The 13,244-nt window shown below is 68.1% G+C and carries 5 protein-coding genes; all 5 read right to left on the reverse strand.

Annotated elements, in window-relative coordinates:
• Positions 1 to 3: 3 nt before the first annotated feature.
• The 5 genes from O7604_RS06445 to O7604_RS06465 are packed head-to-tail and all read right to left on the reverse strand — an operon-like array spanning position 4 to position 13,223.
• Positions 4 to 5,445 carry a hypothetical protein gene (locus tag O7604_RS06445; RefSeq protein ID WP_281579119.1) on the reverse strand — a complete coding sequence of 1,814 codons (5,442 nt, stop codon included), beginning with the start codon at positions 5,443 to 5,445 and terminating at the stop codon, positions 4 to 6.
• On the reverse strand, positions 5,442 to 7,040 hold the full coding sequence (locus O7604_RS06450; RefSeq protein WP_281579120.1) for a hypothetical protein: 1,599 nt from the start codon (positions 7,038 to 7,040) through the stop codon (positions 5,442 to 5,444). Before O7604_RS06450 ends, O7604_RS06445 begins: the two co-directional genes overlap by 4 nt.
• Positions 7,040 to 11,173: a protein kinase gene (locus tag O7604_RS06455; protein ID WP_281579121.1), complete on the reverse strand. Its 4,134-nt coding sequence runs from the start codon at positions 11,171 to 11,173 to the stop codon at positions 7,040 to 7,042. Before O7604_RS06455 ends, O7604_RS06450 begins: the two co-directional genes overlap by 1 nt.
• 2 nt (positions 11,174 to 11,175) lie before the next feature.
• Complete coding sequence (locus O7604_RS06460; protein ID WP_281579122.1) at positions 11,176 to 12,582, reverse strand: hypothetical protein; 1,407 nt, start codon at positions 12,580 to 12,582, stop codon at positions 11,176 to 11,178.
• Complete coding sequence (locus O7604_RS06465; RefSeq protein WP_132404518.1) at positions 12,579 to 13,223, reverse strand: hypothetical protein; 645 nt, start codon at positions 13,221 to 13,223, stop codon at positions 12,579 to 12,581. The genes O7604_RS06460 and O7604_RS06465 overlap by 4 nt, the downstream gene beginning before the upstream one ends.
• Positions 13,224 to 13,244 lie beyond the last annotated feature (21 nt).

The following is a 13,244-nucleotide window of genomic DNA, read 5'->3' on the forward strand; positions in this document are numbered from 1 at the left end:
GAATCAGTCGGCGGCGACTGCGGTCTTGGTACTGCCGCCGTGTTCGGTGATCCGCGGCCGAATGTGTGCCTTAACGGCGCTGCGGCTGAAGGCTGGATCGGTCGCCTTGCCTGACCAGATGTAAACCTCTCCTCGTCCCAGCGCTGCCATCTTGGCCGGCGTTAGATCGGCGAGAGCGGCGTTGGCCTTCTGCAGATGCTTTAACCAGGCTGGAGAGGTGAACCGGTGCAAGATGAGTTGGTTGGAGAGCTCGATGAGGGCTATCGGCACTGATGCTGGTTCCTGGCTCGCCACCAGGATGCTCATCCCCTTGTGTCGCATCTCTCGCACGCTCTCGATCAGCCCGGCGGCGAGATCCGGGCTGTCGATGAACTTGTGTGCCTCGTCGAAGACGACGAGTTTGTTGAACCGACGCCCGGCGCTGGTGGCTTCCGAGAACAGCTCCATGAGTACGACGAACAGGCCGAGAGCCTCGTCCTTCTCAATCAGTTCGTCTCGAAGATCCACAATGATTACCCGACCGGGGCGGACCAGGTCCTGAATGCGGGCCGTGTCGTCGATGTAGTCGGCGGCGAGGTCCAGACGCTGGTGGGCCAGCTGTTTGATGGGATCCGACAACGACGATTGGTCGACCCCGGCGCGCAGAGCGTCGATGGACAGGTTGTTGCGGTGCGCCTTCATGATCCGGCCGAGTTGGCGGATGTAGGTGGACTGGTTGCCGACCGCTCCCATCAGAAAACGCCAGTGTGCGGCCCGTAGCTCCGTCGAGCTGAATTTGAGTGCCCGCAGCTCGATGCCGGGATATTCGTTCCGACGTTGCTCCAGTTGGTCTTCGGGGACCAGCATAAGCACATCGTCGAGCCCGGCCGGCGCTACGCCGTAGCGGTCCCGCAGACGTTGGACCTGCGTCGCGTCGGAGTTGGGGGCGACCAGGCTGGTGAACTCAGGTACGTAGCTCAGGATCGGACTGTAGTGGAAGATGATGGTGGCCAGCGGCTGCGGCAGCCGGTTGACCGGTGGCGTGGCGAGGGAAGCAGCTTCGACGATGGTGCCCAGCGTGTAGCTCTTCCCAGCGCCCTGCACGCCGAACAGGCTGATGGTGTGGGTCTCGTTTAGGTCGAGAGCAATATGCCGCCCGCCGTACTCGCCGATGATGCCGTACTGGGGGGACGGACCGGCTGCGCCGATGTAGATGTCAGGCTGAACCGATGGAGCCGGTGGGTCGGGCACAGGCTGTTCTGACCGGTCTGTCGACTCCAGCAGTTCCGCTGGTCCGGTGGATTCCACCGGCTCCGGCCCAGTTGGCGTTGCATCGGTGATCGCATCGTCTCGGTCGTTTGGGGTCTCGGGGGCGCGGTCGCTCGGTGGCCGACCCTGCGGCACGACATGGTCGCGGGCAGGTGCCCGGAACGCGGCCTGTGGCAGATGTGCGACGGTGGACTGACGTGTTCCGAAGGTCCCCTCGGAGTGGGTGTCGGTCGGCGAAGCCGCCGCAAGAACCGGATCGGTGGCGATGCCGCCGAGTAGTTCGCTGATGACGTCGCGGCCGACGCGGTGAAACTCGACCTCGCCCTCGTCGTCTTGGTCAGTTCCGCTGCCCCGCAGGTCGAAGATGAGTCCGGTCTGGGTGAAGCTCAGCTGATATCCCCAGTCGAGGTGGTCCAACATCCAGTGAGCTTCTTCCGTGATCTCACTGGCACCATCGATGATGCCGTGGCGGACCGCCCGGCCGAGATAGAAGCGCAACAACGCGGCGAGCTCCGCGTTGCGGCTCGCCCGATCGGGACGATCGGGCTGGTAGTACGCGGGGTCGAAGCCCTCGGCGAGCACGTCTCTGCTGCGGCTGAGCTGCTCGGTGATCTCGTTTCGGACCTTTTGCAGGTCCGCGATGCTGGTCAGCGTGCTGTGACACTTCACTTCGACGAGCCGGCAGGTGATGGCGCGTCGCTGCGCGTCGAGACTGAAGAGGGCAAGGTCGGTGCGTCGAAGTCCGACGCTTTCGGCGACTTCGTCGGCTCTGCGGCGAGCGTCGCGGTATAGCTCCAGGTGGGAGTCGAGGGGGACGAGGATCTGGTCGCCCAGGACTCCCTGGTGCGACAGGTAGAGCCGGGCGAGCGCCAAGCCCAGGACTTCGGTCCGCTGGTTCGGTGCGGTGGACGCGATCTTGAAGGCCAGCCTGCCGGACAGTAGCCGAAGCTGGTCGAAGAAGGTCCCAGCGTGTCTGCGGTCGACCTGGAATCCGTGCTGATCCAGCATTGGACGCAGCAAGGAGCGCAGCTCGTCGACCGACCTGGAGCTGACCACCAGTTGGTGGCCGAGGCCGTCTGGTCCGGTGCTGGCGAAGTCGATGATGTAGTCGGTTCGGCGGGAACTTCCTGGGCTGTCGAAGTACTCGACGCCCAAGGTCCGGTCCACGGTGATGACCCAGTCGCTGCAGCGGTGTGCCTGATGTAGCAGGCTGGCGTCGGCGGCGGTCAGGTTCAGCGTTATCCGTGGCACCAGCCCGGTTCCTGCTTCGCCGGTGGCCACCGTCGCTGTGGCGACCGAGATCGTCTGGGGAAGTGCGGTGAGCAGGTCGGAGTATTCCTCGGACCCTGGAATGTCCCGGCCAGGGCCGTGCCGGGGCTGCTTGTGCCAGGCCACGATGCCGTCGGTGGTGTCGACGTAGTCGACGGTCAACTCCTGGACCAGCCCGTGCAGGGGTGCTGTCGAGTCGGGGCGGGCCGGACCGACACCGAGATCTTCGCCGCTGAAGGCGTCGAAAAGCAACGTGAGGTGTGCCGTGTGCCGGCTTGTCGCCGAGCGGAAGTCGTCGAGCGGCAGCACCGCGACGGCGAGTTTGGGCGCCAACCCGGCGCTTGTCGGTGTGCAGAACGTCTCCGCCTCGGCGGTGGTGCTCCACTCGCCGCTGAGCAGTTGAGCGAGCGCCACACCGATGCCGGTCTGCTGCGGGTCTGCCGCGAACAGTCGCAGGTCGTACGAGAGATGCCGAAGGTTCTTGCGGCGTTCCAGCTCGATGAGGGTGTCCGCCAGCTGCTCCGCGCGCCCCGGGTTGACCACGCACAGGACCAGGGTGGCGACGTAGGGGTGCATCCGGACGTAGCGCTCGATCCGGTCAGCGAGTTGTCGGGCGGTGACCGTCAGGGCCGCGCTCGGACTGTCCGGCACGCCGAGCGCCGATGCCACGTCGGCCAACAGGGTCCGCGGGTCGCCCGTTTCCGCCGGCAGGTAGACCCCCCAGTGGGTGGCGAAATCGACGGTAGCGGCGCTGAGCCGGCGGTCGGTGCCGACGGCGGTCAGCGGGAAACCGGTCGGTGCCAGGGCGAACAACCGCTCGGCCGCCGCCCGTACCCGGTCCTTGTCACCCGCGTGAACGAGCGGGGCGACGGACGAGGCTTCCGCGAGCCAGTGTCGCCCAAGCCGGGCCCAGGTGACCATCCACAGCAGACGCAGTGGGTGGGTGGGGGCGACCAGGGTGAGCTGGTGCAGGTTGCCCCGGATGTCCTGGTGCTCCACCACGACGGTGTCGATCTGCAACAACGTCGTCAGTTGCCGCGTCAGCTCGGTGTCAGCGATCCGCCCGGTGCTGTGCAGCGATCCGTTGAGCAGCTCGGTGTATGCCTCCGCGTAGGCGAGTACGGCGGTGTCGATCCGGCTCAGATCACGGCCGGCAACGACCATGCCATCGTCACCACTGATCGCGGTCAGGACGGCGACCCGGGTGGCGAGGAACGTGTCGAGCCGTTCCGAGGCAGCCAACGGTGGGTGCTGATGCTCGACCTCGACAAGGCGCGGCGATTGCCCGGCCGCTGTGCTCAACTGACGGCCGGCGAGCCGGGTGGGCTCGGCCAGGATCTGCCGTTCCAGCTCGGCGAGGATCGGAGCGAGCGCCACCTGCGCGGTGCCATGCCCGCCGAAATCGGCCTCGACGATGGTGCGGGCCGGATCCTTCCATGACGTCTGCTGGCAGCTGACCTCCTGCCAGTCCCGCCCGTCCGCCGACGCCTCGAACGCCAGCCGGAGCAGCTCCTGGGTCACTCCGGCGGTCCGGCGGTTGTTGGGTTGGCTGGGCGGCTCGTCGAGGTCGTTTTCCGCGACCACGTAGAACCGGTGACTCTCGTTGTCAGGGTGGCTGGGCGGAAGCTCGGATTCCGGCTGGTCGCGGCGGCTTGCCGGCTGGGAGGTCTCGACCGGCAGCGGCACGCCCGTGTTGTCCATCGGCGTGACCCGGATGTAGTGCCAGCCGTGGTCGAGCCGGGCAGAGCGCAGCCGCTTCAGCACCGCCTTGTACGCCTCCCGTCGGTTGGTGCCGACCTTGACGGTGGTGTGTATCCCGGTCGGGCCGGACTCCTCGGACATCAGCTGGACGGAGAAACTGGTCAGGCCACGGACCTGTCGGGCGTCCGGGGTCACCCCGAAGACCACCGACAGCTGGTTGTGGCCGGATGCGCCGCCTGGCAGGTAAGCCTGGCCGGAGATGCTGCCCAGGACCGGGTGGTCGCGGTGCTCAGCTCGCCCGCCGGCCCGCGGCAGGGGCAGCTCATCGATGGTGATGCGTACGGCCGATGCGACCCGGTCCTCCGGCAGCGGCCAGCGGTGGAACGACAGCCCCCAGTTGGCGCGGTCGACGACGATCCGGCGGGTCCACTCCGGGGAGGTGTCCTGGCCGACGTCGGCCAGGAATTCGGCCACCTTGGCGCGGAACGCGGCGTCGGTGAGCCGCAGGTCAACGACGCGTTGCCGGACCGAGCGGTCGGCGCGGTTCAGCGCCTGGATGGTCCGGGCGTTGCGGGTCGCCCGGGTGCGCACCTGGGCGGGGTCGGCGAACAGCTCGAAGTCGGGGATGAGCCCGAGCTCGAACAGCGCGCCCCCGACGGCCTGCCGGTCCCGGTCATTGTGTTCGACGGTGAGCAGGAACCGGGCCCGCTGTAGCGGGCCGGCGACGACCCCGTACGCCTCGGTTGCCTGCTCGTCGAGCACGCCGAACAGTTCGCTGATCGCCGTGCGCAGCCCGTCGGGTAGGGCGGTCTGCAGGCGGGTGGCGAGCTCCTGGTAAACGTCGCCGGGTTCACTTTGCTCGAAGGTGGCGACCCCAAAGGAGTCTTCGGCGCTGGCGTGTGTGCCGGGTGGAATGAACACGAGCAGCGGTGGGCGCTGGCGGTCATCGGCGTCGGGGTTGCGCAGCTCGACAAGCTTGGTGCCGCTGATCGCCACATCGTCGGGCACCTGGGGTGGCTGTCCGAGGACGTGGACCTGGGCGGCGGCACCGGCCGCGCCGCGTAGCCGGCGACACAGCTGGGCGGCCAGCGGCGCGCCGAGGTCGGTCACCCGGACACAGTGCCCCGGTGCGCGGGCGGCGAGCAGCGCGGCGAACCGGGGCACCAGGACCCGTTCGAGGGCTTCGTCGAGGTCGGTGTCGGTGACTTCGCGCAGTCCGGTGCTCATCGTGGCGCTCCGTCGGGCTCGAGGCGATAACGCGGGGTGATGGTCTGGGTGAGGTAGGCGTCGGAGAGGTCGGTGTAGAAGCCGATCTCCCGCAACCGGGCGACGAACGCGGCCCGGTTCTCCCGAAGCGCCCGGTGGTCGATGATGCTGGGCTGGCCAAAGCCGTCCCCTGGCGGAAGCTCGTCGATGTATAGCCCATACCGGTCGCGTAGCACCGCGAGGAATTCGTCGACTCGGATCGCAGCGGTCCGCAGCGCCCCGGCGCCGTCGGGCCGCAGCAGGGCCAACTGGAGGAGCACTTCGAGTAGTCGGCTGTCGAGCACGAAGCGGCGCTGTCCGCGACGCGGCTGGGTGAGCATCGCGCCAGGACGGTGTTTGAGCAGCAGGCTGTCGAGGCAATCGGTCAGGTAGCCACGGTGGAACTTGATCCGGTAGGCGGTGATGATCTCGATGTAGGTGGCGAACGGGTCGAGCTTCAGCTGCAGCAGGTCGGCGATCTGCGGATCGAGGCCGTTGTCCTCGCCGGATGCCGCCTCCACGACCCGGGCCAACCGGGCTTCGGCGAACCGGCCCCGGTCGGCCTTGTGCGCCGGGCCCAGCAGCGACAACAGTTGCTCGATGAGGAACATGCCATCGGCCGGCTTGCGTAACTTGCCGATCTTCACCAGGTGCCAGCCGAAGTCGTCGAGCTTCTTCACGGTGAAGGTCGCCTGCACGAACGCCGGGATCCGGTCGTACCAGACCTGGGCGCTCGTTTCGGCCAGCCGGGCGGCGGGTGTGCCGGGCACTCCCGCGACGTCGAGGAAGAATCCGCCACCGAATCCGACGCGGTCGCCGGTTGTCCAGATCGGCAACGTCTTCATGATCCGGAAGTGGTACCGTGCCAGGTGGAAGGCGAACAGGATCTTCAGGTGGTCGACCAGCACCGATCGGGGTACGACTCCCCGGTGGTACAGCAGCCGGGTGACGTCCTGGGTGAGTAGCTCGGCGGCGGCGGTGTCCAGCGGTGGGTAGATCTTGCGGACCCGGCTGCGGTCCTCCCGGTCGGTGACCTTGGTCTTGGCCGCCTCGCAGAGGTTGATCAGGGTCTGGGTCTCGACGTCGATCTCGGTGGCGTCACCGACGCCACCGATCCGTTGGTCGACCCCCGCGAAGAAGAAACGTTTCAGCTGCTCCAGCACGGTGCCACGAGTTGTCGAGCCGTGATGGAGCATCCAGTAGAGCTGTTCGTCGGCGCCGTATGGCCGGGATCGGCGCGCTACTCGGAAGCGGTAGGTGAAGCCGTGCAGCGGACGCAGCCCGGCGATGGCCTGGCCAGGTTTGCCCCGGTTTACCAGGTCGAGCAGGTGGGTTTCCAGCCAGCGGGCGGTGACCTCCGGGTCGAATCCGACGAAGTGATCAGGATGCTTGGTGATCTCTTCGACGAAGACGTCGACGCTCAGATCCGCCCCCGAGCCGACCAGCACGCTCGGCGAGCCCTTCCACCGCAGCCGGGGCAGCAAGGCGGTGAGCACCCGGTCCATGTCGAGCTGTTTGTAGTCGAGGTAGCTGACCGCCGGGTGGCGGAACTCCTTGTCGTCCTTGTGTAGCCCCACTACGACTCCTCCCGTGGGGCCACCGGCTCCATCCGGATCTGCCCAGTTGGCTCCCGCAGCACCCGCCACAGCTCCCGCCCGGTCACGGTGAGCAGCAGTTCCTGGTACGGGGCGGCGGACAGCTCGTGCTTGAAGATGGTCAGGCCGAGATGCAGCCCTTGGCGTTCGGCGATGCCGGGCAGGTAGCCGTCCCGCAGCCGGTTGAGTAGCTCGAACAGGTCGAGCCGGATCCGCAGCGCGGCGTGCTGGTCGGCTGCGCTCCGGTAGCCCAGCACCAGCTCCTGGGCACCACCCTCCAGGTAGGGCGACTGCGGCGCACCGTCCGCACGCAACGACAGCTGCCCGGCGGGGAACAGCCGGTAGCTGCGGATCCTGCCGTCGGGCACCGCTCGGACCTGCAACGCCAACGCGTCGGCGATCCGGGCGGCGTCGCCGAGTCCTTCGCTGCGGTTCAGCGCGCCGATGAGCTCCGGCAGCCGAGACGGCAGGTCGTCCGGGCGGGCCAGCAGGCTCAGGAAGTCCGATGCCGAGCGGTACGGCAGCATCCGACGTGACCGTTCGTCGTCGACGCACTCGAAGTAGAACCGGCGACGGGCGGCGGCGAGGTAGCGGCGGTGCGCCTGGCCGGTGGCTGAGCTCAGTGCCGTGCCACGTGGCAGATCGCCTACCAGGCGTTGCAGCAGCTGCAGGTCGTATTCACCGCGCTGGTCGACCGTCATCAGGGCGCGGCCGGCGTCCGGGCCGACGTAGTCGAGCCGGCGGTCCAGGCCCGGATCGGCGACCGCAGCGATATCGACTTGGGTCAACAGGTTCAGTAGTCGGTCGGCGCCGTCGACCGGCCCGGCCCAACTGTTGAAGTAGAAGCCGTCGAGCACCTCGGTGAGCTGGTCGCTGGCGTACAACTCGTGGATGTCCGCGCAGTCGAGACCGGAGGTGAGCATGAAGGCCAGCGCCGACTGGACGTCGCGGACGGTGATGTGCGCGATGCCGCGCAGCTCGGTCAGGCGGTAGAGCATCCGCAGCCGTGCCGTGATCTTCGGCCCGATCGCCGGGTGCGCGAAGGTCTGGGCGTTGTGCCGGGCGTAGCACTTGTCGACGAGCACACACCCGTCGCACCCCTCCCACCGTTGGGGGTGGGTCATCCGGCTCAGCATCCGGTCGAAGACGGCACCGTTGAGCTCGTCGGAGTCGTCCAGCAGGCTGCGGCGGTTGAGGTTGATGACCACGACGCCTGACTCAGCGGCACCTGGACCAGCGGCACTCGTGTCAGCGCCGGCGGTCGGCGCTTCGGACCGGCCGTGCAGACCGGTCAGCACCTGGTCGGCCAGGGTCGGGAACGTCGACCTGTGGGTGTCGAGGAAGTCGACCAGCCGACCTTCGTTGATCGCGATCAGCCGGGTTTCTCCGGCGACCCCAGCCAGGTCGGCACCGGCGAACGGCGCGAAGAAGTCCAGCAGGACATCGTCGTTGTGCTTGTCCGACTCGTCCTGGCTGCCGTCATGGTTGGTCCGCAGGACCAGGCCGGTCGGGGTCTCGAAGTCCGCTCCGTTGGCACGCCGCACGGGGATGCGCGGCCCGTCCTTGGTGGCGACCGTCAACAGCCGTTCCAGGAACGCGGTCTTGCCGTCGCCAGCGTTGCCAGTGATGATCACCAGCCGGTAGGTGCCGGCCAACACGTCGGGGGTGAGCTTGTCGTCCAGCGCGGTGGTCACGTAGAGATCGAACGCCGGGTTGCCGCCGGCGCGGGTGCCGGCGTTGCTCCGGACGCTTTGGCTGTAGAGCGTCTGCAGGTGCCCGACGAACGAATTGCTGCCGGCCGACGACGGCGTGGGCGGCGGGAGCACCGGGTCGGCGGGCTCCGGTCGCACCGGCTCGAACACCTGGTCGCCGAGGTCGCGCAGCGCGTCGCGCAACTGCTGGGCGCTGGTGTACCGCTCGCTGCGCAGTGGGGCGATGGCGGTCAACAGGGTGTGGACGAGTCGTTCGGAGAGGTTGCCGAGCCCTGGCACCTGGCGTGGGTCGTCGGGCCGCCGACCGATGGTGGCGGCGCGATCCGAGAACGGCCACTGACCGGTCAGCACCTCGTAGAGGGTCAGCCCGAGCGCGTAGACGTCCCGGTCGATGAGGTCGGCGCGGGTGACCGGCCCGCCGACGGCGAAGTCCGGCGGGGCGTAGCGGGCGGTGCCACCGGTGCGCGACAGGCTGGAGTCGTCGGAAACCGCCACGTTGAAGTCGATGATCTTGCAGCCGTTGTCGGTCCGCAGCAGGTTCGCGGGCTTGATGTCACAGTGGTAGATGCCGTTGTCGTGCAGGTAGGTAAGCCCGTCGGCGACGTCGATGCCGAGCCGCACGGTGTCCGCCGGCCCCAGCGCCCGCTGACTGACCAGCTCGGCTACCTGCTGACCGTCGACGTATTCGAAGACCAGGTACGGGATCTCGCCGCCGTCGAGGAAGTCGGCGCTCTCCACCTTGACCACACTGGGATGTGCCGGCAGCCGCAGCAGCAGTTGATACTCGACCCGCAGCCGTTCGATCACTGAATCCCGGTCGCGGTGCACGATCTTCACCGCCCGGTCGAGGCCGGCAAGACGGTCGTACGCCTGGTAGGCGGTGCCGTAGGAGCCCGGCTTGCCGAGCCGGCGGCGGATGGTGAACTTGTGCGTCAGCTGGTGACCTGGCGGCAGGTCCCGGAATTCGGGCTGCGGCGGCGTCGGCGTGGAGGCAGCCTCGGCCCGCCTGGTGTTGCCCGGTCGGATCAGCCACCCCAGGTCACGCAGGGCCTCGGCGGTGGTGGGCCGCGCCGATGGCGCCAACGCGCACATCCGGCGCAGCAGCTCGGCCAGCGCCGGACTGAGTCCGGCAGCGGTCATCACCTCCGGCGGCAGTACGCTGCCCCGGCGGATCTGGTCGTCGGTGGTGGCGAATGGCAGCTCGCCGGTGAGTAGCCGGTACGCGATCACCCCGGCGGCGTACACGTCGGACGCTGGGCTCATCGCCTGGGCCCGCCGCTGGCATTCGGGGGCGACGTAGGCCGGGTCGAGCACGTCGGCCAGCCGGTCGATCACCGAGTGGTCTCGTGGCCCCTGTGGCCGGGCGTAGTCGAACCCGGTGAGCACGCCACGGTTGTCCCGGGTGACCAGCACCGACGCCGGGGTCAACGCCCGGTGCAGCACCCGGTGGGTGTGCGCGTGGGTGAGCCCACGCAGCAGGTCCGCGACGATCCGCAGCCGCACGTCGGCGCTGAGCGCCTGCCGTGGGTCGGTCAGGTGCACGGTCAGCGGTTGGCCGTCGACGTCGTCGAGGACGAGGACGAACTGTCCTTCGTCGTCGGTGGGGAAGAAGTCGCGTCGACCCACGATGTGCGGGCTCGGCGGCATCTTCGTCAGGACCTCGTACGCGTTGCCGATCGCATGGCGCTGCATCGCCCGCTGATCGGCGGGCAGGAACGGGTCGGCCCGGTAGACCCGCAGCAGCACGGTCTCCGAGGCGACGATGGTGGCGTTGCGGGCCCGGTACTCGGTGACCTCCTCGTCCCCGCCGAGCCGTTCGCAGACCTGCCAGTTGCCGAAGTGTCGGGGCCCGGTGCGACGGCGGACACCGCTGCCCAGGGCGTTGAGGACGGTCGCCTGCTGGGCTCGGATGTCGCGGATCATGCCGGCCCGGATCCGGGCCGGGTCATCGAGGGCCGGTATCAGGCTGGGCAGGTCGACGACGTCGATGGCGTCGGCGTCGGGGCGGTCGCTGGGGTCGACCAGCCGGGCGTCGCGACCGGCCAGGACCACCAGGTGGCCCACGTAGACCTGGGAAAGCTCGGGTCGGGCCCGCTCCAATATGCCTTTCAGGGCCCTGGCGTGCCCCCGGAGTTTGCGCACCGGCGAGGCGAACGAGTCGCGGCCCTGTGGATACCACCGGACGCCAGCGACGTCGATCCGACCGGCGGTGCCCTTTACGTCGATCAGGTGTACGGCCCGGGTGGTCACCACCACCAGATCCACTTCGTACGCGGTGCCGCGCACCGGGATCTCGATGTTGTGCAGCACGAACCAGTCGCCGGGAGCGTTGTCCCGCAGGTGCGCGATCACTCGGCGTTCCCCGTCGTTGGCCGGGGTGGACCCACCAACGATCTCAGCCACGATCAGCGAGCCGCCTCTCGCACCGCCTTGTCGAGCAGAGCAAACGCCTCGTCCTCCTTGCGGTCCGCGTCGTCGCGGTCACGATACGCCTGCCGGACAACCCCAGCGATCCGCTCCCGGTCCGCCGCCGCCGCCATCGGCACCGGTAGGTCACGAAGCAAGGACGGGTGATACTCCTGTTGCTTGCCGCCAACGCTCATCGACCGAAGTATGCGGAAAGCCGCATCTGTGCGGAAGAATGCGAACAAGTAAGCACCAGGCGCATCCTCCTGGCCTGAGACGACGCGGACGAAATCCTGACTGTATGCGTTACTCAGGGCGCGTCCTGTTGCCAGGAGAGAGCGGCCGAATACCTCACGTTCGCCAAGTGTGCCGTGTGCGGCGATCAGGACAGTCTCATCAGTCATGTGGATATCGTCCGGAGCTAGCTTGGGATTGATCCAGCGCCCCGACGGGCGCAGCCAGAATGCCTGCCGTTGTCCAACGAGCCTTACCCCGTGATGCGAATCGGAGTCGTATCGTTTGAACCGTGCTCCGGTTCGAAGCGATCCGCCGGTGCAGATGTCGCCGAGGGGGCGGTGGGTGACCGAGCGGAGGGCGTCGATGATGCGGCGGGCGCGGGGGGAGTAGTTAAGGGCCCGCAGGGACAGAGCGGTGGGCCGCTCGATGGTGAAGGCTAGGTCACGCTCCCGGTCGTGCCAGCGCAGGTCGAGCAACTCGGGGATACCGGCGCTGACGAAGAGATCGCGGGTCGCCTCCCGTACCCCGTCTTCGTAGTGCTGCCGCAACTGCATCGCCTCGGTGATCAGGGCGTCAATCCGCTGCTCGACGCCGCCACCGAAGCGGGGCACCGGCAGGTCGGCGATGTGGCTCGGCTCGATGTGCTTTACGCTGGTGCCGTAGATGCCGCCCTTGATCACCGGGATGCCAAATGGGCTGGCCAGGAAGGTGTAGAGGTAGCCCGCCGGGATCCGGACGAGGTCCGGCACCACCCGGAGAACGTCCTCGCTGCACGCCGCACCGGCCATGCTGAGCCGAGCGTAGGTGACCCGGCCGGCGGTCATCCCGGAGCGAGTGACCAAGGTCCAGCCCGGCTCCAGCGGCAGCTTCGGGTTCTTATCGAATGACCGCTTGGTGATCATCGGCAGGTTGGCCAGGTCGGCCTCGAAGATGTCCGCGCTGCCGAGGAACGGCACCCCGTGCGCCGGGTCGGTGGTCCACTCGCGTGTCACTCGGCCGGCGTGGAAGACCCGTGCGGTGACCGAGTGCAGCGGCTCGCTGTGCGGCATCCGGTGCAGGTATTTGCGGGCGGCGTAGGCGTCGGAGACGTACGGCCCCGGGTCGAGGCGGAACCCCTGCTCGGCCAGCCAGCTCGCCTGGACGGGATTGTCTGGGCTGGCCAGCTTCACAGCTCCTCCTCGGGGAACCAGTCACGTAGCGTGTCGCGCAGTTTCAGGAACGCCGGATCGACGCAGCCCCTGACGGAGATCCCGGCCGCCAGTCGCTTGAACAGCGCCGGTGAGCGGTCCACCTTGTACCCGTCGCGGCGCAGGTCGCGGTAGCGATTGCGCAGATGTTCGAGGGCTTCCTTCGGTCGCGCCGGTTTGGCCCGGTCGCGCGGCCAGTGGCCGCTGTCGGCCAGGATCTGCCGGAAGTTGGCTGGGCAGTTGAGTGCCTGGGCGACTCGGGGGTTGTCCTGCCAGACCCACGCCTCCAGCTCGGGCTCGATCACGATCACCGCGAACTCCGCCCAGGTGTCGCGCATCCGTTGGTTGAGATCGTTGTAGATCTTTTCCGGCCCGGGGGTGCCCTGCCAGTCGTTGTCCAGCATGATCACCGCACGGTCGTGGCTGCGCCGGTATCTGCGCAGCAGCTCCGGCCCTTGCCGGTAAACCCCGGGATCCTTGGTGGGGGAGACGAACACATCGTCGCGCGGATCGAAGGCGAACCGTTGGCAGCCCACGCTTCGGTGGAACTCGGGTCGCCCGAGGAATCCGTGCAGCAGCTGCTGCATCGAGCCGTCGGCGACCAGGAAGATCACGTCACGCATGGGTGGGGGCATCCGGGGGGT

The sequence above is a fragment of the Micromonospora sp. WMMA1947 genome, assembly GCF_027497355.1.
GTDB lineage: Bacteria > Actinomycetota > Actinomycetes > Mycobacteriales > Micromonosporaceae > Micromonospora.